We start from the raw sequence: 21,160 nt of genomic DNA, 5'->3' as shown, positions 1-21,160 counted from the left end.
CTTGGGGCTCGGGCGGGGCCGGGGTGTGGGCGGTGGGCGGGGCGTGAGTGCTCGGTCGGGACTTGGGGTTGGGGCGCGGGCGGTGGGGGTGGGGTCAGGTGGTCGGCGTACGGCGGATTGCTCGGCCGGGGAGGGCTTCGGTTCGTACGCCGTTTTCGATGACTGGTTCGTCGGCTACGAAGACCCAGGGGATGCCCTCGGCTTGCTGGCGGGGGTTGGCGAAGGTGGCTGTGTCCTTGACGGTTGCGGGGTCGAAGAGGATCAGGTCGGCGTGGTAGCCCTCGCGGATGAGGCCTCGGTCGGTGAGGCCCAGGCGGCGGGCGGGGCGGCCGGTGAGGTGGTGGATGCAGTCGGCCAGGTCGAGGACGCCGAGCTCGCGGACGTAGTGGGCGAGGTAGCGGGGAAAAGTGCCCCAGGCGCGTGGGTGGGGTTTGCCGCCGACGAGGATCGCGTCCGAACCGCCCGTGTGGGTCGGGTGCTGCATGATCGCCTGCACGTTCTCCTCGTGGCCGACGTGCTGGAGGATCGTGGTCGCGAGGTTGTCGCGGACGAGCAGGTCGAAGTAGACCCAGGACGGCGGCTTGTCGATGCCCGCGGCGATCTCGGCGATCGTGTTGCCGACGGCGCCGGAGAGTTCGGGGTTCTTCACGCCGCCGATCTCGATGGTGTTCCAGTCGGTGACGCAGCCGTGGCAGCCGTCGGTGCCGACCTGTTCGAGCTCGTGGGCGATCCGTTCGCGGTCCTGCGGGTCCTGCAGGCGGGCGAGCAGCGCGTCGGGACCGCCCTCGGCGGTCCAGCTCGGGAGGATCGCGGCGAGAGTTGTTGCCCCGGGCAAGTACGGGTAGGTGTCGGTAGTGATGTCGACACCTTGCGCGAGGCCCTCGTCGATCATCTGCAGGAGGTCGACGCCGCGGCCGCGGTTGGGTTCGAAGTTCATCGTCGCGTGGGTGAGGTGGAGGGCGCAGCCGGAACGCTGGGCGACGTCGATCATCTCGCCGTACGCGTCGAGGGCGTTCTTGCCGTACGAGCGCTGGTGCGGGCTGTAGTAGCCGCCGTACTCGGCGACGACCGTGCACAGCTCGACCAGCTCGTCGGTGGTCGCGAACATGCCGGGGGTGTAGGTCAGGCCGCTGCTCATCCCGACCGCGCCCTGCTGCAGGCCTTCGGCGAGGAGTCGCTTCATCTCGTCGAGCTCGGCTCGGGTGGCGGGGCGGTTCTCGGTGCCGACGACCATCATCCGGAGGGTGCCTTGAGGGACCAGGTACGCCGCGTTGCAGGCGATGCCTTGGTCGAGGCGGGCGAGGTAGCCCTCGACGGTGTCCCACGAGAACTCGAAGTCGTCGGGCTCGCCGTTCCACCCGGCGATCTGCCGTCGTACGGCCGCGCGGGTCGGGTCGTCGATCGGGGCGAACGAGAGGCCGTCCTGGCCGAGCACCTCGAGAGTCACGCCCTGGCTGACCTTCGCGGTGTGGTCGGGGTTGGCGAGGATCTGCAGGTCGGAGTGAGCATGCATGTCGATGAAGCCGGGCGAGAGCACGAGCCCAGAAGCATCAAGAGTTTTTTCTGTGGGTGCTGCTGTTCCGATGACAGCGATGCGACCGTCGTCGATGGTGACGTCCGACTGGTACGCCGGGGAGCCGGTGCCGTCCAAGATGGTGGCGTTCTTGATTTGGAGCATCAGAAGAACGTCCTGACCAGGTCGACGACCACCGGGTCTGCGGCGTCGGGGTCGTCGATGACGGGGATCAGGCCCCATTTGTCGAAGGCGGTGCAGGGGTGGGAGAGGCCGACTCTCAGTTCGTCGCCGATCACCACGGGGGGCTCGCCTTCGGGGAAGCGGAGGAAGCCGTGCTGGTCGTTGAGTTTGGTGACCTCCAGGCCCTTCAGCGGTGTGGGGGACTCGCCTTCGGTGCGGGGGCGCAGGAGTTGGGGCTCGGGCATGCCCTCGTCGAAAGGAAGGTCTCGTTTGCCGGCGTCGAAGATGGCGAGGCCTGGTTCCGGCTGGGAGGTGATGCGGATCCAGCCGTGCATGGACGGGATCAGGCGGTCGCCGTCGGTGCGCGGGGCTGAGCCCAGGGGCGAGATCTCGCGGTAGTAGCCGTCGTCGTGGGCGATGTAGGCGCCGGAACGCAACACGACCCGGGCGCCGGTGGACGACAGCGGGCCCAGGACCTTGGCGACCTGTTCGAAGTACGCGCTGCCGCCGGCGCTGACTACGGGGGTGACGTCCGCGGGGTAGAGGTCGGCGAGCTGGGTGTGGACGTCGGCCAGGGACTGCAGGTACGCGCGGACGTGTTGGAGGCCGGCCTCGTCGGCACCGTGGGCGATGGCGCCTTCGTAACCGGCGACTCCGGCCAGGCGGAGAGTAGAGGAGGCGGCGATGGCCTCACCGACAGCGAGGGCGGTCTCCGCGTCACGGGCTCCGGTGCGACCGTGGGCACCGCCGATTTCGACCAGTACGTCGAGCGGCCGCGCGTCCGCGCCGACGTGTGCCGAACGCGCGGCCTCCATCTGCTCGACCGTCCGAACCGAGTCGGCCCAGACGAGCACCTCGAACGACGGGTCGGCGGCGAGCTGGTCGGCGATCCAGCGGAGCTGCAGCGGGGAGATCACCGCGTTGGCGACCATCACCCGCCGTACGCCGAAAGCCCGGGCGACGCCGAGCTGGAACGCGTTGGCGAGCGTGATCGCCCACGCGCCGGCGTCGAGCTGCGCGGCCCAGAGGGCGGGGGCCATCGTGGTCTTGCCGTGCGGGGCCAGCTCGACGCCGTGCTCGCTGCACCAGCGGGACAGCGTCGCGAGGTTGTGCTCCATCCCGGGACCGGACAGCGTCAGCAACGGGGTCGGCAGCTGGGACAGGCGCGGCCGGTCGGCGAGGATCTCGCGCACGGTCCGCCCCCACCACGCCGGGGGGAGCGCCTTGTCCTGCCAACTCACCGGCTGGTCCGCCAGGGCTGCGACCACGGCTGCGTCGTAGGAAGCTGACATCGGCTGGTTCCTCCAGAAGGACGGCGACGAGACAGGTCAGGTAGTGCCTGCATTGCGTATTATGCAATGCGCGTTGCGCATTCTGACTCCTCGGTTGTAGCATCGCGCCAGAACTCCCGTCAACGGACTGCGAGAGAGGACACCCGATGGTCGACCTGGTGCCCCGCGCGGTCTGCCTCGGCGAGGCGATGATCATGCTCGCCGCCGATACCGGTGCCCCGTTGGAGGAGGTCGAGACGTTCCGCCGTTCGGTCGGCGGCGCCGAGTGCAACGTCGCCGGCGGGCTGGCCGCGCTCGGGATCCCGACCGGCTGGATCTCCCGGCTCGGAGCTGACGGATTCGGCCGGCACGTGCTGCAGGACCTCCGCGATCGTGGCGTCGAGGTCGGTGGCGTGGAGGACGATCCGGTGAGGCCGACCGGCCTGTACGTGAAGCACACGCTCGGCGGGCGCACGCGGATGCACTACTACCGCTCGGGCTCGGCGGCGTCGGCGATGGATGCCGACTTCCTGGATCGGCCTGCTGTGCGCAATCGGTTGGTTGGTGCCGAGCTGGTTCATACGACGGGGATCACGGCCGCGCTGTCCGACGAAACAGCGGCGATGCTCGATCGGCTCGCGGCGCTGAGGGATTCTCTGGGCTTCATGTTGAGTGTCGATCTCAACTGGCGACCAGCGTTGTGGCGGGACAAGGACCCGGCGCCGCTCTGGCGGTTGCTGCGAGCAGCAGATGTCGTGCTGATCGGTGCGGACGAGGCGATGCTGTTCGCCGGGACCAGCGATCCCGGTGAGCTGCGTGAACTATTGGGGCCTAGAGCAACAATCGTCGTGAAGTCGGACGCGCATGTGGCGCTCGCGTTGGAGCCGGCAACGGGTCCGGGGGAGAACGGAGAGGCCGCCCGCGATCGCCGTACGGAGGTGCCTGCACTGACAGTCGACGTCGTCGAGCCCGTGGGCGCAGGCGACGCCTTCGCCGCCGGCTTCCTCGCCGCGACCCTCGATGGCCTGCCCATGGAGCAGCGCCTGCGCTCCGGCCACCTGAGCGCCGCGGCTGTCCTCACCGTCCCGGACGACCACGCCGAGCCCCCGGAATCCTCAGTAAGGCAAGCACTGCTGCAGTGCCCGGCCGAGGAGTGGGCCGAGACAAGGGTCGGCCCGATGGGGGTGACCGTGTGAGTCAGAGTCTGGGCCGCGCCCTGCAGATCCTGGTCAGCCTCGGGGAGGGCGATCGCTCGCTCGACCAGCTGGCGACCGAGCTCGACGTGCACAAGACGACCGTGCTCCGCCTGCTGCGCACGATGGAGGCCGAGCGGTTCGTACGACGAGACGAAGCGCACCGCTACCGCCTCGGCTCCCGGCTGTTCTCACTCGCCGACGCGTCCCGCGAGCAGCACGTCGTACGGGACATCGCCGCGCCGCACCTGCGCAAGCTGAACCAGCGGACCGGCCAGACAGTGCACTTGGCGGCGTACGAGAACGGGCAGGTCATCTACATCGACAAGCTCGACAGCGTGCAGTCGGTCCGGATGTACTCGCAGGTCGGCGTCCCGGCCGCACTGCACTGCACGGCGGTCGGCAAGGTGCTGCTCGCGGCGCAGCCGAAGCGGCAGCGCGAGGCGTTGCTGACCACGATCGAGTACCACCAGTTCACGCCGAACACGATCACCGGGCCCGACCAGCTGCGCGACGAGCTGGACAAGGTCCGCACCCAGGGCTGGTCGCACGACCGGGCCGAGCACGAGTCCTTCATCAACTGCATCGGCGCGCCGATCACCGAACGCTCCGGCCGGGTCGTCGGCGCGGTCTCGATCTCGGTGCCGGACGTGCTGCTCAACTACGGCCAGGTCCTGGAGCTGCTGCCGGACCTTCTCTCGACCACTGCTGCAATAGGTAACGACTACAACTAGAGAGGCCTTCACTTGATGTCCGACAAGACCGTCGTCTCCACCACCGACGCGCCCGCCCCGATGCCCGTGTTCTCCCAGGGGGTGCGCAAGGGCAACATCCTGCAGGTGTCCGGCCAGGGCTCGGTCGACCCGGCGACCGGGTCGTTCGTCCACGAGGGCGACGTCAAGGCGCAGACCACCCGCGTCCTGCAGAACATCGAGGCGATCCTCAAGGCCGGCGGCGCCAGCATGGACGACGTCGTGATGCTGCGGGTCTACCTGACGTCGCGCGACCTGTTCGTCCCGATGAACGAGGCGTACGCCGAGTTCGTCGGCGAGCGCACCCCGAGCGGCGTGCTGCCGTCGCGCACCACCGTCTTCACCGGCCTGCCGCTCGAGCAGATGCTCGTCGAGATCGACGCGCTGGCCGTCCTGTCTTAAGAAGTAGTACCGCCGTCTCACCAACTGGTTGAAGGTGGGACGATAGGCGGGATGGCAGATCCCGTCAGTCTCTGGAAGATCGCCCCCTCGGTCTACCTGCCGGCGCTGCTCTACGGCATCGGCCAGGGGGCGATCGCTCCCGTTGTCGCTCTCTCGGCGCGGGACCTGGGGGCGTCGTTCGCGGTCGCCGGTCTGGTCGTCGCGGCCGCCGGGGTCGGCCAGGTGATCGGCGACATCCCCGCCGGCACGCTGACCACGAGGATCGGCGAGCGCCGCGCGATGCTGCTGGCGACCGTGCTCGTGTCGATCGCTCTCGCTGCCTGTCTCGTCGTACCGAACGTCTGGGGTCTCGCGCTCGCGATCGGTGCCACCGGTCTGGCCGGCTCGGTCTGGGGTCTGGCCCGGCAGGCCTACCTGAGCGAAGCGGTCCCCCTGGAGCTCAGGGCCCGGGCGCTGTCGACGCTGGGTGGCGTCCAGCGGATCGGTTCGTTCATCGGTCCGTTCCTCGGCGCTTTCGTGATGCGCTTCCTCGGCACCGACGGTGCCTACTGGGTCCACCTGGTCGCCGCCGCGCTGGCGTGCGTCGTACTGCTGAGCCTTCCCGACATCGAGTCCGTACGACGCAACCGCCTGGCCCGGCCCGTCGTCGTCCAGTCGACGCGCGCCGTGATCCGCGAGCACTTGCCCGTACTGCGGACGCTCGGCGTCGGCGCGCTGCTCGTCGGCGCGGTCCGGGCGTCGCGGCAGGTGGTCGTCCCGCTGTGGGCCGAGCACATCGGGCTCGATCCACAGACGACCAGCCTGATCTTCGGTGTCTCCGGCGCCGTCGACATGTTGCTGTTCTATCCGGCGGGCTCGGTGATGGACCGGTTCGGGCGCAAGTGGGTCGCTGTACCGTCGATGACCGTGCTCGGCCTGGCGCATCTGTTGCTGCCGTTCACGCACTCCGCGGGGGCGCTGACCGTGGTCGCCATGGTGATGGGTGTGGGCAACGGGCTAGGCGCGGGCGTGATCATGACGCTCGGGGCGGACGCTTCGCCGCCGGTCGGTCGGGCACAGTTCCTCGGCGCGTTCCGGCTCTTCGCGGACTCCGGAAGTGCGGCCGGGCCGTTCCTGCTGTCGGCCGTGACGGCGATCAGCGCACTGGCCCCGGCGATCGTGGTGATGGGCCTGACCGGCTGGGCGGCCGCGCTGGCGATGAAGCGCTGGATCCCACCCCGCCCACGGCCCGTCGAGTAACCGATTTGGTGGGACACGCGCACCCGGCTACTCTTGACACTGCCGAAGACCGCTGGTTGTCGCTCCCGAGCGACTGAAGGTCCCACGAAGGTGGGCGGCCCGCGCAGGTTGACTTGGAAGTGTGACAGCTTTGTTTGTTCACGCCCTTGCGCCTGCGCAAGGGCGTTTTCGTTTTTGTGGGTCGGCGGTGTGGCAGACAAGTCCAACTCTGTCGGAAGACAGAGCGGAAGGAGACCCATGGCGAGGCCGGACAAGGCCGCCGACGTCGCAGAGCTCACTGAGAACTTCAAGAGCTCCAACGGCGCCGTGCTGACCGAGTACCGCGGACTCACCGTGGCGCAGCTGCGGCAGCTCCGCACTACGCTCGGTGACGACGTGAACTACGCCGTGGTGAAGAACACGCTGACCAAGATCGCGGCCAAGGACGCCGGGGTGGAGTCGTTCGACTCGCTCCTGCAGGGTCCGTCGGCCATCGCCTTCATCAAGGGCGACCCGGTGGTCGCGGCCAAGGGGCTGCGTGACTTCGCCAAGGCCAATCCCCTTCTCGTCATCAAGGGCGGTGTGCTGGACGGTAAGGCACTCGGCTCCGACGAGATCAACAAGCTCGCTGACCTGGAGTCGCGTGAGGTCCTCCTCGCGAAGCTCGCAGGTGCGATGAAGGCGGCCCCGCAGCAAGCGGTGTCGCTGTTCGCTGCTCCGCTGTCGCAGGCCGCGCGCCTGTTCGCGGCGCTGCAGGACAAGCTGCCGGCCGAGGCCGCCCCCGTGGCGGACGAGGCTCCGGCTGCCGAAGCGGTGCAGGACGCACCCGCCGACGCACCTGCCGAGGCGAGCACCGAGGAGACCGCGTCAGCTGACAGCTGACCCGTTCGAATCACGCAACACCCCATTCAGTGATCACCCAGTTAGACGTTTAGGAAGGACCGCCACCATGGCGAAGCTCAGCACCGAAGAGCTGCTCGGCCAGTTCAAGGAACTGACCCTGCTCGAGCTCTCGGAGTTCGTAAAGGCGTTCGAGGAGGAGTTCGGCGTGACCGCCGCTGCTCCCGTTGCCGTCGCCGCCGCCGCGGGTGCCCCGGGCGCCCCGGCCGAAGAGGCCTTCGAGCAGGACGAGTTCGACGTCGTCCTGGAGTCGGCCGGCGACAAGAAGATCCAGGTCATCAAGGAGGTGCGTGGCCTCACGAGCCTCGGCCTGAAGGAGGCCAAGGACCTCGTCGAGAGCGCGCCGAAGGCCATCCTGGAGAAGGTCGACAAGGCTGCCGCGGAGAAGGCCAAGGAGGCCCTCGAGGGCGCCGGGGCCACCGTCTCCGTCAAGTGACCTGTGCGGCCTAGGCCGCACACCCAGCAGTAAAGCCGAAGGGCGGTTCCCGCGAGGGAGCCGCCCTTCGTCATGTCCGGCGGTCGAGCCGGCGCGCGAGATCGAGCAGTGCGCGGCGAGCCGGTACGCCGACGTACCGGTGGGCGCCCTCGGCGGTCAGGACGACGAGACCGATCCAGCACAGCGCGAGCAGCGCGTTGGAGATCGTGCCGGCGTGCACCGGGCCGAAGCCGTGCAGGACCAGCGTCTGCAGCAGGAAGAGCGGGTAGCCGATCACGCCGAGCCGGACCAGGAACGGCTGGGCCAGCCAGGGGAGCGAAGGCATCCGGCGGACGGTCCTGTCGAAGACGAAGGCCAGCGGCCGGTTGAGCAGTGGAAACGCCATGTAGAAGAGGACGAGCGCACCGACGAACCAGGTCTGGTCGGTCCACACGGCTCGGACCCAGTCACCGCCGTTCAGCCTGCCGAGCAGCAGGACGACCAGTCCGACCACCAGGTACAGCGGAACGATGCGAGCCACCCGGGCCGCTGCGTACCGGCCGATGACGCGCCGGCCGGAGGTGTAGGACAGGCCTGGATAGTTGTAGGTGAGCACGAAGGCCGACAGCAGGAAGAAGAAGACGACAGCCACCGACGCCGTCAGATCGACCAGGTCCTGCAGGTACCCCGGCGCTCCGCGCCAGACGCCGACCGTCGACGCGACCACCGCGAGCCCGGCCAGGCCGCGCAGGCCCGTGGCGGCCAGCAGCTCGTCCCGCGGGTGCGAGAGGGCGGCGCCTTCGGTGACCGATGTGAGACCGCTCACGCTGACACCTCCGACGTCGTACGCTCAGTGACCGCCGGACGTGACCGCGGCACCAGCCGAAGAACGAAACGACGGGCCGGCACCTCGATCAGCCGGTGCGCGCCTTCACCGATCAGCAGGCACAACGCAGCGACCACCAGAACACCGGCGTACGCCGCCCAACTGGCCGGATCGTCGAGCATGCTGCCGCGGTCCTTCCCGAGGAAGGACAGCAACGGCCGATGCGTCAGATAGACGGCGTAGCTGGCAGTACCGAGCGTCACCAGAGCCCGCGTCGCGAAGAACCGCGACAGCCAAGCACCGGGCGCCGCCGCCAGCGCCAGCAGCAGTACGGCGAACGGCAGCGTCCACATCGCGCCGTAGAACGCGGGCAGCATCCACCGCGCGTGCGAAGGCCCGGCCGCGGCGACCACGAGCACCACCACGACGCACAACGCCTGCACCCATCCCGCGACTCGCGTCCGCAGCTTGAACCCGCGCAGCAGCAGGAACGCCAGCGACACCCCGATCACGAACTCCGACAGCCGCGGCAGTGGATTCCGGTAGAGCCAGCGATGCCCGGACGACGGATCCTTCACCGACAGGAACGCCCAGCCCTCAGCCGTGAACAGCGCGACCAGGAACACCTGGGCGGCGAACGCGAAAGCGATCAGCCCGAGCAGCCCGGCGACCCCGAACCGCTTGGACAGCAAGGCGACCAGCGGCACGGCGAACGGGAACACGGCGTACAGGAAGAGCTCGACGCAGATCGACCAGCCGGGCGGGTTGTAGCTGGCCTGGCCGATCGCGTAGTCACCCGACCAGGCCTGGATCGCGAGCAGGTGCCGCCACAACGATTCCTGCGGTACGCCGTGCGCCGCGCGCTGCAGCACCAGATAGATCAGCACGACCCAGTACAGCGGCATCACGCGCGCGATCCGCGCGACGTAGAAGCGCCAGAGCCGGCCGGGCGACGAGACCGTCAGCGTCGAGTAGTTCCAGGCCAGCACGAGTCCGGACAGCATGAAGAACAAGGGGACACCGATGTACCCGGACTGCACGAGATTGCGTAACGGTTCGGGTGCCGAAGCTGGTAACCCGATGTGATGAAGCACTACGGCGAGTGCTGCGGCAGCCCGGACACCCGTCAGCGCTAGGATCTCGGAGCGCGGATGCGGGAGCTGATCTCCGTGCTGCGGCGAGGTGATACCTTGCGGCGGCCTGCGCCGCAGCCGGTCCAACCAGGTAGCTGACCGCGGCACAAGTTCCTCCGGCAATGGACTCAACGCCGCCTCGAAGGGCGACGCCAGGACTGTACCCGACCAGAGTGGTCCGGTCCGGGACCGCACAGCGTCACGACCCCACCCGGCGTGACCGGAGCGTTACTCCATGGTCGTCATCACTTGACATACAGGGGTTACGGAAAACTGTACTCGTGCGTAACCTAGGGCACCGCGCCCTCGTTGAGCCGATGGAACGTCGTCGGTCGGGGGCCAACATTTCCCGTGAGGAGGACCGGTGGGCGTAGAAGTCCGCGTCGAAGGACTCACGAAATCCTTCGGTAAGCAGTTGATCTGGGGCGACGTGTCCCTGACGCTGCCGGCCGGTGAGATCTGCGTGATGCTGGGTCCTTCCGGTACCGGGAAGTCCGTTTTCCTGAAGACGCTGATCGGTCTGCTCAAGCCGGACAAGGGTCACGTCTTCATCGAGGGCGTCGACATCGCCACCTGCTCCGAGCGTGAGCTGTACGAGGTACGCCGCCTGTTCGGCGTGCTGTTCCAGGACGGCGCGATGTTCGGCTCGATGAACCTGTACGACAACGTCGCCTTCCCGCTGCGCGAGCACACCAAGAAGTCCGAGTCCGACATCCGCTCCATCGTGATGGAGAAGATGGAGATGGTCGGCCTGGTCGGCGCCGAGAAGAAGCTGCCCGGCGAGATCTCCGGCGGGATGCGCAAGCGGGCCGGGCTGGCCCGCGCGCTGGTGCTCGACCCGGCGATCCTGCTGGTCGACGAGCCCGACTCCGGCCTCGACCCGGTCCGCACCTCGTTCCTGAACCAGGTGATGATCGACCTGAACGAGGCCTTCGGCGCGACGTTCCTGATCGTCACCCACGACGTGAACACGGCCCGCACGGTGCCGGACAACATCGGCATGCTCTACCACAAGCACCTGGCGATGTTCGGCCCGCGGGAGATGCTGCTGTCCAGCGAGGAGCCGGTCGTCCGGCAGTTCCTGAACGCGCAGATGATCGGCCCGATCGGCATGTCGGAGGAGAAGGACGCCGAGGAGCTCGCGGCCGAGGCCGACCAGGAGCTCCCGCCGTTGCCCCCGATCCCGTTGCAGCAGCTGCCCAGCAGCGGCATGCTCCGCCCGACGCAGCGCCCGCCGGGCGAGTGGTGCGAGGAGAACGGAGTGACACCGCCCCCGGGTTCCTTCGCCTCCGCATCGGTGGGGGCCATGTGACAGTGTCCGCCACCGCCCCGCTGAAGGCCGCCGGCTCGTTGTTCGCCTTCGCCCTGGACACCGCCCGGGCGTCGGTCCGCCGGCCGTTCCAGCTGCGCGAGTTCCTCCAGCAGGCCTGGTTCGTGGCCAGCGTGACGATCATCCCGACCGCGCTGGTCGCGATTCCGTTCGGTGCGGTGATCGCGCTGCAGGTCGGCGGGCTGATCAAGCAGTTCGGCGCGCAGGCGTTCACCGGTTCGGCCGCCGTACTGGCTGTCGTCCGGGAGGCCTCGCCGATCGCGACCGCGCTGCTGATCGCGGGCGCCGGTGGTTCGGCGATCTGCGCGGACCTCGGCTCGCGGAAGATCCGTGAAGAGCTCGACGCGATGATGGTGCTCGGGATCGACCCGATCCAGCGTCTGGTCGTCCCGCGGGTGCTGGCGACGATGCTGGTCGCGTTCTTCCTCAACGGGTTCGTCAGCGTGGTCGGCGTGATGGGCGGTTACGTCTTCAACGTCGTACTGCAGGACGGGACTCCAGGCTCCTACATAGCGAGCTTCACCGCGCTCGCTCACCTGCCCGACCTGTGGCAGGGCCAGGCCAAGGCGCTGGTCTTCGGCTTCATCGCGGCCGTCGTCGCGTCGTACAAGGGTGTGAACGCCGGCGGCGGGCCGAAGGGCGTCGGGGACGCGGTGAACCAGTCGGTCGTGATCACGTTCATGCTGCTGTTCGTCGCGAACTTCTCGATGACCGCGATCTACTTCCAGCTCGTCCCGCCGAAGGGGGCCTGACGTGTCGGCCCTGGACGTGCTGATCAAGAAGCCGCTGAACTCGCTCGACCGGCTCGGCGAGCAGCTGGCCTTCTACATCAAGGCGCTCGCCTGGTCGGGCAAGTCGATCACCCGGTACCGCAAGGAGATTCTGCGGCTGCTGGCCGAGGTGACGCTCGGCAGCGGCGCGCTCGCGGTGATCGGCGGAACCGTCGGCGTCATCACGTTCCTGGCCTTCTTCACCGGCACCGAGGTCGGCCTCCAGGGGTACTCGGCGCTCAACCAGATCGGCACCTCGGCGTTCGCCGGGTTCGTCAGTGCGTACATCAACACCCGCGAGATCGGCCCGCTGATCGCCGGCATCGCGCTGGCCGCGACGGTCGGCTGCGGCTTCACCGCGCAGCTCGGCGCGATGCGGATCAGCGAGGAGATCGACGCGCTCGAGGTGATGGCGATCCCGTCGTTGCCGTTCCTGGTCACCACCCGGATCATCGCGGGGCTGATCGCCGTCGTGCCCTTGTACGTCGTCGGCCTGCTCTCGTCGTACTTCGCCACCCGGCTCACGGTGACCCAGTTCTACGGGCAGAGTACGGGGACGTACGACCACTACTTCCATCTGTTCCTACCACCCGGCGACGTGCTCTGGTCGTTCGGCAAAGTGCTGGTGTTCGCCGTCCTGGTGATCCTCGTGCACTGCTACCACGGGTACCACGCGACCGGCGGCCCGGCCGGCGTCGGTGTCGCGGTCGGCCGCGCGGTCCGGACCTCGATCGTGGTGATCAACGTGGTCGACCTGCTGTTGTCGATGGCGATCTGGGGGACGACGACGACCGTGAGGCTGGCCGGATGACGCGACGCGTACTGGGAGTCGCCTTCATCGGCGTGCTCTGCTTCCTGCTCTGGCTGACCTACGCCTTCTACGCCAAGGTGTTCACCGACACCATCGAGGTCCGGCTGAAGACCAGCCACATCGGCCTGCAGCTGAACACGCACGCCGACGTGAAACTGCGCGGCATCATCGTCGGCGAGGTCCGGTCGGTCTCCACCGACGGCGACGAGGCGACGGTGAACCTGTCGCTGAAGCCCGACCAGGTCAAGGAGATCTCGGCCGCGGTCAGCGCCCGGATCCTGCCCAAGACGCTGTTCGGCGAGAAGTACGTCGCGCTGGTTCCACCGCCGGACAGCGAGGACACCGGGCACATCAAGGCCGGTGACGTGATCGCCCGGGACAAGACCGCGGTCGGCATCGAGATCGAGAAGGTGCTGAACGACGCGCTCCCGCTGCTCCAGGCGGTCGACCCGGCCGACCTGAACGCGACGCTGAACACGCTGGCCACCGCGCTCGAGGGCCGCGGCACCGAGATCGCCGAGACGCTCACCCAGCTCGACGGGTACCTGAAGAAGCTGAACCCGAGTGTCCCGAAGCTGATGGAGGCTCTGACCAAGCTGACCCAGGTCTCCCAGCTGTACGGCGACGTGACGCCCGACCTGGTCCGGGCCCTGCGCAACCTGACCATCACCGGCAACACCGTGGTGGAGAAGGAGCAGCAGCTGCAGAAGTTCTTCACCGACGTCCAGACGTTGTCCGGTACGGCGAACGGCTTCCTGCGGGAGAACGAGGACCGGGTCATCCGGCTCGGCGAAGTGAGCAAGCCGGTGCTCGACCTGCTCGAGCGGTACTCCCCGGAGTTCCCGTGCTTCCTCAAGGTGATGACGGACACCGCTCCGGTGCTGAACGACATGTTCCGTGACGGCGCGCTGCACATCAACCTGGAGCTGATCACCAACCAGCCCACGCCGTACCAGCCGAACGAGCTGCCGGCGTTCAAGGACAAGCGCGGCCCGACCTGCGTGGGCAAGAACTACAGCCATCCGGGGGAGAAGCCGGGTCCGTACACCCAGGACAACCCGGCGCCGTACATCACCGGTGAGGACGGCGTGATCGGCGACCACAACAAGACCCAGCGCTTCCCGCTCAACCTGCAGCTGAACCGGTCCGCTCCCGGCTTCCTGCTGGACACCGGCGGTGCCGGTACGCCGGCTGAGCAGAAGGTCGTCAACTCCTTCGCCGGACCGGCGATGGGCGTCCCGGCGGGCGACGTACCGGATCTGGCGACGCTGATGATCGGGCCCCTCGTCCGCGGAGGGCAGGTGAACCTCAAGTGAAGCTGCTCGACAAGAAGACCTCGATCGACAGCGTGCGGCTGGCGATCTTCGTCGTCGTGACGACTGTGGCGACCGCGCTGCTGGCGGTGACGATCGGCAACATCAGCTTCACGCCGACCACGAAGTACAAGGCGGTCTTCACCGACGTCGTCGGCCTGAACAAGGGCGACGACATCCGGATCGCCGGCGTCCGAGTCGGTCAGGTGGACAAGATCGCGCTGAAGGACGACTCGCTCGCGCTGATCACGTTCAGCGTCGACTCCAAGCAGGTGCTCGACACCGGCACCCGGGCGACGCTGCGCTACCGCAACCTGGTCGGCAACCGCTACATCGCGCTGACCGAGGGCGTCGGCGGCGGTCAGCGGATGAAGGAGAACGAGACCATCGACAAGGACCGGACCGCTCCGGCCCTGGACCTGTCGGTGCTGTTCAACGGGTTCAAGCCGCTGTTCACCGCGCTCACCCCGGCCGACGTGAACCAGTTCGCCTTCGAGGTGATCAAGGTCCTGCAGGGCGAGGGCGGCACGATCGAGAGCCTGCTCGCCCGTACGGCGTCGCTCACCACCACGCTCGCCGACGCCGACCAAGTGGTCGGCGACCTGATCACGAACCTGACCTCGACGCTGCAGATCGTCTCGCAGCGGCAGCAGAACTTCTCCCAGCTGCTGGTCAACCTGCAGCAGTTCATCACCGGCCTGAGCAAGGACATCCAGCCGATCCTCGGCTCGCTCGGCTCGATCAACTCGCTGAACAACAAGACCGCCGGCCTGCTGCAGCAGACCCGGGTGCCGATCAAGGCCGACCTCGACCGGCTCCGCCAGGTGTCCACCACGCTGGACGACACCCAGGCGATCTGGGTGAAGACGCTGCAGAAGATGCCGAGCAAGCTGAACACGATGACCCGGACCGCGTCGTACGGCTCGTGGTTCAACTTCTTCCTCTGCGGCTTCGACGGCAACGTCACGCTGCCGCTCGGGACCCGCATCCCGGTCTCGTACGACAACAACTCGGCGAGGTGTGACCACCGGTGAAGCCATTCCGCGAGCAGAACCAGGTGACCATCGGCGTGGTCGGTCTGACGGTGATCGGGCTGATCATGCTGGCCGCGTTCAAGGCGCAGGACCTGCCGCTGATCGGCGGCGGGACGAAGTACTCGGCGCAGTTCTCCGAGGCCGGTGGGCTGAAGAAGAACGACGAGATCCGGGTGGCCGGCGTCCGGGTCGGGCAGGTGCGTGGGGTCGAGCTCGAGGGCACCCACGTCCGGGTCGACTTCGTCGTCGACCGCGGCGTGAAGCTCGGTGACCAGACCGGCGCGGAGATGAAGATCAAGACGCTGCTCGGCCAGAAGTACTTGAAGCTCAACCCGGCCGGTGCCGGCGAGCTCAAGGAAGGCTCGGCGATCCCGCTGGCGCGGACGGTCGCGGCGTACGACGTGGTGGACGCGTTCACCGACCTGGCCAACACGACCGAGCGGATCGACACCGCCCAGCTGGCGCGGGCCCTCGACACCTTGTCGACCACCTTCAAGAACACGCCGGAGGAGGTGAAGGCGTCGCTGAACGGGCTGTCCCGGCTCTCGCGGAACGTGGCCAAGCGGGACGAGGAGCTGAAGACCCTGCTCAAGCACTCCGACACCGTCACCAAGGTCCTGGCCGACCGGAACCAGCAGCTGATCAAGCTGATGAAGGACGGCAACACCGTGTTCCAGGCGGTGCAGGCCCGGCGCGCGCTGATCCACCAGCTGCTGGTCTCGACGCAGAAGCTGTCCGCCCAGGTGACGGCGCTGGTCCGGGAGAACCGCAAGGACCTGACACCGACCCTGCAGAAGGTGAACGCGGTGCTCGCGATCCTGCTGAAGAACCAGAACGCCCTGGACGCGAGCATCAAGGGCCTGGCGCCGTACGCGCGGGTCTTCACGAACACGCTCGGCACCGGTCCGTGGTTCGACACCTACGTGCAGAACCTGGCGCCGGTCCCGGAGATCCCGCTGCCGCCGCTCATCCCGGGGCTGCCGCCGATCCTGGGCGGTGGTGGCCGATGAAGCTCGCGTCGTTCTCCCGGCTGATCGCGATCGGCGTGGTCCTGGTGGTCCTCGCCGTCAGCGTCGTCTCCCTGTGGCCGCACCCGGAGCGGGTCAGCGCCACGGCGTACTTCCCGCGCGCGGTCAGCGTCTACCCGGGCTCCGACGTCCGGATCCTCGGCATCAAGGTCGGCGAGATCGAGAGCGTCACGCCGGCCGGGCGGACCGTCCGGGTGAAGTTCTGGTGGGAGGCCAAGCACAAGGTGCCGGCCGGGGCGAAGGCCGTGATCGCGTCGCCGTCGATCGTTGCCGACCGCTACATCCAGCTGACCCCGGCGTACTCCAAGGGCGACGTGATGGCCGACGGGGCGCAGATCCCGCTCGAGCGCACCGCCGTACCGCTGGAGCTGGACCAGATCTACCAGAGCCTGAACGACCTCTCGGTCGCGCTCGGCCCGAAGGGCGCCAACGACCAGGGCGCGCTGTCGCGGCTGCTGGACGTCTCGGCCGCGAACCTGAACGGCCAGGGCGCCAAGCTCAACCAGACCATCACCGACGTGTCGAAGCTGTCCCAGACGCTGGCGGGCAACTCCAAGAGCTTGTTCGCGACCGTCCGGCAGCTGCAGACGTTCGTCTCCTCGCTGGCCGCGAACGACGCGCTGGTGAAGCAGTTCAACACCAACTTCGCCGCCACCTCGACGACGCTGGCCGGCGAGCGCAAGGACCTGGCCGCCGCGCTGAACCTGCTGGCCACCGCGCTCGGCGAGGTCGCGTCGTTCGTCAAGGACAACCGGACGTTGCTGAAGACGACGATCTCCGGCGCGACCGACATCTCCCAGATCCTGGTCAAGGAGAAGGCCGCGCTGGCCGAGATCATCGACACCGCGCCGCTCGGCCTGGGCAACCTGGCCCGCGTCTACAACCCGCAGTTCGGCACGCTGGACCAGCGGATCAACCTGGCCCAGCTGGACGACCCGGCGACGTTCATCTGCTCGCTGCTGATCCAGGCCAACCAGCCGCTGTCCGCGTGCTCGGCGCTCAAGCCGATCTTCGACGCGCTGCCGAAGCTGCCGCTGCTCAGCCAGCTCACCGGCGGCGCTCCGGCCAGCGGCGGCCCGGCCGGTACGCCGTGGGCGCCGGCTCCGGCGCCGAAGATGCCGACGCCCGACCCGGTCGACCCGTCGCTCGGCGGGCTGTTCCCCGGGGGTGCCAAGTGAGACGTCACCGTACGGCGTTCGTGGCGGGCGTGGTCGCGATGGCGACGCTGCTGTCCGGGTGCGACTTCAGCGTGTACTCGCTGCCGCTGCCCGGTGGCGCCAAGATCAAGGGGCCGTCGTACACGGTGACGGTGGAGTTCACCGACGTGCTCGACCTGGTCCCGAAGTCGACGGTCAAGGTGGACGACGTCACCGTCGGGACGGTCGAGAAGGTCTGGCTGGACGGGTTCGTGGCGAAGGTCCGGATCAAGCTGCCGAAGAGCCTCGAGCTGCCCGACAACGCCCGTGCGACGATCCGCCAGACCAGCCTGCTGGGCGAGAAGTTCGTCTCGCTCGCGCCGCCCGGCGGTACCGAGAAGCCGCGCGGCAAGCTGGAGAACGGCGAGCTGATCCCGCTGTCGCGGACCACCAGCAACGTCGAGGTCGAGGAAGTCCTGTCGGCCCTGTCGCTGCTGCTCAACGGTGGTGGCGTGGCCCAGCTGCAGATCATCACCCAGGAGCTGAACAAGGCCCTGACCGGGAACGAGCCGGCCATCCGGAGCGTGCTCACCCAGCTGAACACCTTCGTCGGCACCCTGGACACGAACCGGCAGAAGATCGTCACCGCGATCACCGCCGTCGACGCGCTGGCGAAGAAGCTGAACGCGCAGAAGGCGACGCTGGCCACCGCGATCGACTCGCTGCCGAAGTCGATCAAGACCCTGGACCAGCAGCGAGCCGCCCTGGTCAAGACGCTGCAGGCCCTGGCCAACCTGGGCAACACCGCGACCCGGGTGATCACGGCCTCGCAGAAGGACCTGGTCGCCAACCTGAAGTCGCTGTACCCGGTGCTGACCAAGCTGGCCGAGGCGGGGGAGAACCTGCCGAAGTCGCTGGAGCTCCTGCTCACGTACCCGTTCCCCGATGCCGCGGCGGACGCCGTACAGGGTGACTTCACGAACCTGGTGATCACGCTGGACGTCGACACCCAGAAGGCGTTGAAGGGCCTGCTCGGGCTCAACCTGCCGACCGTCGGCCCGACCGCGCTGCCGACGGCGAACCTGAGCCTGCCGTTCCGCAACTCGCCGAAGTTCCCGCCGAAGTCCGGCGGCCTGCCGCCGTTGCCCCTGCCGACCGGTACGGCGACCAGCTGCATCACGCTGCTCGGTCTCCCGGTCTGCACGCCGACGCTGAACCGGCCGGCCTTCGACCCCGAGCTGGCCAAGGTCCTGATGCCGGGGGTGGCCAAGTGATCTCCAAGACCGTCCGGATCCAGCTGATGGTGTTCCTGCTGATCACCGTCGTCGGCATCGCGTACGTCGGCGGCAAGTACGCCCAGGTCGACCAGCTGCTGTTCGACGACGACTACACGGTCAGCGCGAGCTTCGCCGAGTCGGGCGGCATCTTCACCGGTGCCGAGGTCACGTACCGCGGCCAGCCGGTCGGCCGGGTCGGCGAGCTGACGCTGCTCGACGACGGCGTCGAGGTCGACCTGGACATCGACAAGAAGCAGAAGATCCCGAACGACCTGGTCGCCGTGGTGGCCAACCGGTCCGCGATCGGCGAGCAGTACGTCGACCTGCAGCCGCGCCGCGACGACGGCCCGTTCCTGCAGGACAACTCGAAGATCGCCCGGGCCGACACCGCGCTGCCGATCGACACCACCGAGCTGCTGCTGAACCTCGACCAGCTGGTGAACTCGGTCGACAAGACCAGCCTGAAGACCACGGTCAAGGAGCTCGGCGACGCGCTGCGCGGCAAGGGCAGCGACCTGCAGAAGATCATCGACAGCTCCGGGCTGCTGATCGACGACGCCGACGCGAACATCGCCCAGACGATCAAGCTGATCAACGACGGCAACACCGTGCTGGCCACCCAGGTCGCCAGCGGCGACGCGATCCGGACCTGGGCGAAGAACCTCGCGCTGCTGTCCGACACACTGGTCAGCTCCGACTCCAGCCTGCGCTCGGTCATCGACCAGGGCTCGGGCGCCTCGGAGCAGCTGACCGGGCTGATCTCGGAGAACCGGGCGAACATCGCCGTGCTGCTCGGTAATCTGCTGACGGTGAGCCAACTGACCGCCGTCCGGCTGGACGCCGTCGAGCAGCTGCTGGTGGTCTACCCGGCCGTGTCGATGGGCGGGTACGTCGTACCGGGCTTGGACAAGGGGACCGGGCACTACGACGCGCACTTCGGTCTGGTGCTCGGCTTCTCACCACCGGCCTGCCGCGCGGGCTACAACGGGACGGACAAGCGGGTGCCGCAGGACACGACCGACAAGCAGGCCAACACCAAGGCCTCGTGCACGGCCGGGCCGAGCACCGGGCAGAACGTGCGTGGCTCGCAGAACAAGCCGTCGCCGTCGTCGCGCGAGGGACTGAACCGGCCCGGGTACGGCGTCGGCTACGACCCGGCGACCGGCGAGGCCGGCGGCACCGGCGGGATGCCCGAGATGGTGCTCGGGTCGACCGGTGGCCAGGCCGAGTACCTGGGGTCGGACTCCTGGAAGGGCCTCATCCTCGGACCGGTGACCGCGAAGTGAGGTCGTCGCGGAAGGGTTCGCTGATTCTGGCGTGGGCGCTGAGCGTGCTGCTGATCGTTGCCCTGGGCGCCGTGACGGTGTCCGTGCTGGCGCTGCGCAAGCAGGACGTCCGCGACGAGGACCGGGTCGGCGCGATGCGCGCCGCGCGGCAGCTGGCGCTGGACTTCACGACGTACAAGTACGACAGCTGGGACGCCGACGCGCAGCGGGTGCTGAACGACTCGACGGGCCAGTTCAAGGAGGAGTTCCAGGCCGGCTCGAACTCGGTGAAGACCGAGGTGGTGGCGAACAAGGCGACCTCCAAGGGTGACGTGAAGGAGGCCGCGGTGGTGTCGAACGACAAGGACTCCGCGCAGGTGCTGGTGATCGTGAACGCCGTCGTGACCAACACCGCGGCCAAGGACGGCGTCGAGCGGCGCTACCGGATCAAGCTCGACCTGGTCCGCGACGCGGACCGCTGGCTCACCGCCGACCTGCAGGTGGTCGGCTGATGGCCCGCAAGATCGCCGGCCAGCGGCGTCACGAGAAGCCTGTCACTGTCAGTGACGAGCCGGTCGTGGAAAAAGAAGTACGAGTAGAAAAAGTAGAGAAGAAGGTCGAGAAGAAGCCAGCGAAGGTAGAGCCGGTTGCCTCGCGTCGGGTGAGTTTTGTGCTCACGGCGGGCTTGTCCGTGCTCATCGTGCTGGTGCTGGCTCTTGCCGGGATACTGGGGCTCAAGGCCTGGCGGGGGCAGCAGGCCGAGGACGCCCGGGGACAGGCTGTGAACGCCGGTCGGGCGGCGGCGGAGACGGCGCTCAGCTACGACTACCGCACGCTGGACAAGAGCTTCGCGGCCGCGCGCGGGACGATGACGCCGGAGTTCGCGGGCAAGTTCGACGAGACCGCGAAGGTGGCCGGCGAGCTGGCGACCAAGACCAAGGCGACGGTGCGTGCCGAGGTGCGGGAGGTCGGCGTCCGGGACGGTGACGCGAACCGCGTGACGCTGGTGATTTTCGTGAACCAGACCACCACCAGCACGATCACGCAGGGTAAACCCCGGGTCGATCTGAACCGCACCCGCTTCACGATGGTCCGAAACGGCTCGCGATGGCTGGTCCAGGAGATCGCCGGACTGTAGTCTGCTGGTGACTGAGGAACGGATTGACCGGATAGGCTCGCGGGTGTCTCCCGCTCGAGATCCCGGGTCGGTCCTTGACTCAGTGGGTGGTCCGACGGCATAGTGTTGGACCCCATTGGACTCCTCTGTCCAGATCGGGTAGCCTATTGCTTTGCGCTGCCTTTCTCCTCACCCTGGCTCAGGTCAAGACTTGACTAGGGGAGTTCGGCGTGCGCTCCCAGCACCGAAGTTTGCGAGCCCGTGGAAGGACGC

The 21,160-nt window shown here is 68.1% G+C and carries 21 protein-coding genes; 17 read left to right on the top strand and 4 right to left on the bottom strand.

Annotation, left to right across the window (positions count from 1 at the left end; all coding sequences use genetic code 11):
• Positions 1-94 precede the first annotated feature (94 nt).
• Positions 95-1,678, bottom strand: a complete 1,584-nt coding sequence (locus ACYVIO_RS00680; protein WP_460648653.1) for an N-acyl-D-amino-acid deacylase family protein — start codon at positions 1,676-1,678, stop codon at positions 95-97.
• Positions 1,678-2,988 carry a type III PLP-dependent enzyme domain-containing protein gene (locus tag ACYVIO_RS00675; RefSeq protein ID WP_460648652.1) on the bottom strand — a complete coding sequence of 437 codons (1,311 nt, stop codon included), beginning with the start codon at positions 2,986-2,988 and terminating at the stop codon, positions 1,678-1,680. Before ACYVIO_RS00675 ends, ACYVIO_RS00680 begins: the two co-directional genes overlap by 1 nt.
• Positions 2,989-3,134: 146 nt before the next feature.
• Here ACYVIO_RS00675 and ACYVIO_RS00670 point away from each other — a divergent pair, with 146 nt between their 5' ends.
• From ACYVIO_RS00670 to rplL, 6 genes are all read left to right on the top strand, one after another.
• Positions 3,135-4,163: a sugar kinase gene (locus ACYVIO_RS00670; protein ID WP_460648651.1), complete on the top strand. Its 1,029-nt coding sequence runs from the start codon at positions 3,135-3,137 to the stop codon at positions 4,161-4,163.
• The gene (locus ACYVIO_RS00665; protein ID WP_460648650.1) at positions 4,160-4,894 is read left to right on the top strand and encodes an IclR family transcriptional regulator; all 735 of its coding nucleotides are present in this window, start codon (positions 4,160-4,162) and stop codon (positions 4,892-4,894) included. Before ACYVIO_RS00670 ends, ACYVIO_RS00665 begins: the two co-directional genes overlap by 4 nt.
• Positions 4,895-4,909: 15 nt before the next feature.
• Complete coding sequence (locus tag ACYVIO_RS00660; RefSeq protein ID WP_460648649.1) at positions 4,910-5,314, top strand: RidA family protein; 405 nt, start codon at positions 4,910-4,912, stop codon at positions 5,312-5,314.
• Between the two features lie 51 nt (positions 5,315-5,365).
• Positions 5,366-6,553, top strand: coding sequence for an MFS transporter (locus ACYVIO_RS00655; RefSeq protein WP_460648648.1), 1,188 nt, complete (start codon positions 5,366-5,368; stop codon positions 6,551-6,553).
• A 237-nt stretch (positions 6,554-6,790) separates the two neighbouring features.
• Complete coding sequence (gene rplJ, locus ACYVIO_RS00650) at positions 6,791-7,414, top strand: 50S ribosomal protein L10 (RefSeq protein WP_425828798.1); 624 nt, start codon at positions 6,791-6,793, stop codon at positions 7,412-7,414.
• Between the two features lie 67 nt (positions 7,415-7,481).
• Positions 7,482-7,868 carry a 50S ribosomal protein L7/L12 gene (rplL, locus tag ACYVIO_RS00645; RefSeq protein ID WP_460648647.1) on the top strand — a complete coding sequence of 129 codons (387 nt, stop codon included), beginning with the start codon at positions 7,482-7,484 and terminating at the stop codon, positions 7,866-7,868.
• A gap of 70 nt (positions 7,869-7,938) precedes the next feature.
• On the opposite strand, the gene ACYVIO_RS00640 is transcribed toward rplL, so the two are convergent.
• Together ACYVIO_RS00640 and ACYVIO_RS00635 are read right to left on the bottom strand one after the other, a co-directional pair.
• Positions 7,939-8,673 (bottom strand): acyltransferase family protein, encoded by a 735-nt coding sequence (locus ACYVIO_RS00640; RefSeq protein WP_460648646.1) that lies wholly within the window; start codon positions 8,671-8,673, stop codon positions 7,939-7,941.
• On the bottom strand, positions 8,670-9,914 hold the full coding sequence (locus ACYVIO_RS00635) for an acyltransferase family protein (protein WP_460648645.1): 1,245 nt from the start codon (positions 9,912-9,914) through the stop codon (positions 8,670-8,672). The genes ACYVIO_RS00640 and ACYVIO_RS00635 overlap by 4 nt, the downstream gene beginning before the upstream one ends.
• 256 nt (positions 9,915-10,170) lie before the next feature.
• Between ACYVIO_RS00635 and ACYVIO_RS00630 the strand changes: the two genes are divergently transcribed.
• Genes ACYVIO_RS00630 through ACYVIO_RS00580 form a run of 11 tightly spaced genes read left to right on the top strand, consistent with a single transcriptional unit; the run spans position 10,171 to position 20,908 of the window.
• Positions 10,171-11,118 carry an ABC transporter ATP-binding protein gene (locus ACYVIO_RS00630; protein WP_460648644.1) on the top strand — a complete coding sequence of 316 codons (948 nt, stop codon included), beginning with the start codon at positions 10,171-10,173 and terminating at the stop codon, positions 11,116-11,118.
• Positions 11,115-11,888, top strand: a complete 774-nt coding sequence (locus tag ACYVIO_RS00625; protein ID WP_460648643.1) for an MlaE family ABC transporter permease — start codon at positions 11,115-11,117, stop codon at positions 11,886-11,888. Before ACYVIO_RS00630 ends, ACYVIO_RS00625 begins: the two co-directional genes overlap by 4 nt.
• A 1-nt stretch (position 11,889) precedes the next feature.
• Positions 11,890-12,717, top strand: a complete 828-nt coding sequence (locus tag ACYVIO_RS00620; protein ID WP_184798811.1) for an ABC transporter permease — start codon at positions 11,890-11,892, stop codon at positions 12,715-12,717.
• A complete protein-coding gene (locus ACYVIO_RS00615) occupies positions 12,714-14,033 on the top strand; it encodes an MCE family protein (protein WP_460648642.1) in 1,320 nt (439 codons plus the stop codon). Before ACYVIO_RS00620 ends, ACYVIO_RS00615 begins: the two co-directional genes overlap by 4 nt.
• The gene (locus ACYVIO_RS00610) at positions 14,030-15,064 is read left to right on the top strand and encodes an MCE family protein (protein WP_460648641.1); all 1,035 of its coding nucleotides are present in this window, start codon (positions 14,030-14,032) and stop codon (positions 15,062-15,064) included. Before ACYVIO_RS00615 ends, ACYVIO_RS00610 begins: the two co-directional genes overlap by 4 nt.
• Positions 15,061-16,074, top strand: a complete 1,014-nt coding sequence (locus ACYVIO_RS00605; RefSeq protein WP_460648640.1) for an MCE family protein — start codon at positions 15,061-15,063, stop codon at positions 16,072-16,074. Before ACYVIO_RS00610 ends, ACYVIO_RS00605 begins: the two co-directional genes overlap by 4 nt.
• On the top strand, positions 16,071-17,270 hold the full coding sequence (locus ACYVIO_RS00600) for an MCE family protein (RefSeq protein WP_460648639.1): 1,200 nt from the start codon (positions 16,071-16,073) through the stop codon (positions 17,268-17,270). The genes ACYVIO_RS00605 and ACYVIO_RS00600 overlap by 4 nt, the downstream gene beginning before the upstream one ends.
• A complete protein-coding gene (locus ACYVIO_RS00595) occupies positions 17,267-18,502 on the top strand; it encodes an MCE family protein (RefSeq protein ID WP_460648638.1) in 1,236 nt (411 codons plus the stop codon). Before ACYVIO_RS00600 ends, ACYVIO_RS00595 begins: the two co-directional genes overlap by 4 nt.
• Entirely contained in the window at positions 18,499-19,791 is a 1,293-nt protein-coding gene (locus ACYVIO_RS00590; RefSeq protein ID WP_460648637.1) for an MCE family protein, read from the top strand. Before ACYVIO_RS00595 ends, ACYVIO_RS00590 begins: the two co-directional genes overlap by 4 nt.
• On the top strand, positions 19,788-20,282 hold the full coding sequence (locus tag ACYVIO_RS00585; protein WP_460648636.1) for a hypothetical protein: 495 nt from the start codon (positions 19,788-19,790) through the stop codon (positions 20,280-20,282). The genes ACYVIO_RS00590 and ACYVIO_RS00585 overlap by 4 nt, the downstream gene beginning before the upstream one ends.
• Complete coding sequence (locus tag ACYVIO_RS00580) at positions 20,282-20,908, top strand: hypothetical protein (RefSeq protein WP_460648635.1); 627 nt, start codon at positions 20,282-20,284, stop codon at positions 20,906-20,908. Before ACYVIO_RS00585 ends, ACYVIO_RS00580 begins: the two co-directional genes overlap by 1 nt.
• Positions 20,909-21,160: the final 252 nt, after the last annotated feature.

The organism is Kribbella endophytica (assembly GCF_054781295.1).
The sequence above is the reverse complement of the archived record's forward strand: the minus strand, read 5'-3'. Positions and strand labels throughout refer to the sequence as shown.

Bases quoted from the DNA above. Each gene is read 5' to 3' on its own strand.
- ACYVIO_RS00680 (WP_460648653.1), bottom strand. From the start codon at position 1,678: ATGCTCCAAATCAAGAACGCCACCATCTTGGACGGCACCGGCTCCCCG.
- ACYVIO_RS00675 (WP_460648652.1), bottom strand. From the start codon at position 2,988: ATGTCAGCTTCCTACGACGCAGCCGTGGTCGCAGCCCTGGCGGACCAG.
- ACYVIO_RS00670 (WP_460648651.1), top strand. From the start codon at position 3,135: ATGGTCGACCTGGTGCCCCGCGCGGTCTGCCTCGGCGAGGCGATGATC.
- ACYVIO_RS00660 (WP_460648649.1), top strand. From the start codon at position 4,910: ATGTCCGACAAGACCGTCGTCTCCACCACCGACGCGCCCGCCCCGATG.
- ACYVIO_RS00655 (WP_460648648.1), top strand. From the start codon at position 5,366: ATGGCAGATCCCGTCAGTCTCTGGAAGATCGCCCCCTCGGTCTACCTG.
- rplJ (WP_425828798.1), top strand. From the start codon at position 6,791: ATGGCGAGGCCGGACAAGGCCGCCGACGTCGCAGAGCTCACTGAGAAC.
- rplL (WP_460648647.1), top strand. From the start codon at position 7,482: ATGGCGAAGCTCAGCACCGAAGAGCTGCTCGGCCAGTTCAAGGAACTG.
- ACYVIO_RS00615 (WP_460648642.1), top strand. From the start codon at position 12,714: ATGACGCGACGCGTACTGGGAGTCGCCTTCATCGGCGTGCTCTGCTTC.
- ACYVIO_RS00600 (WP_460648639.1), top strand. From the start codon at position 16,071: ATGAAGCTCGCGTCGTTCTCCCGGCTGATCGCGATCGGCGTGGTCCTG.
- ACYVIO_RS00580 (WP_460648635.1), top strand. From the start codon at position 20,282: ATGGCCCGCAAGATCGCCGGCCAGCGGCGTCACGAGAAGCCTGTCACT.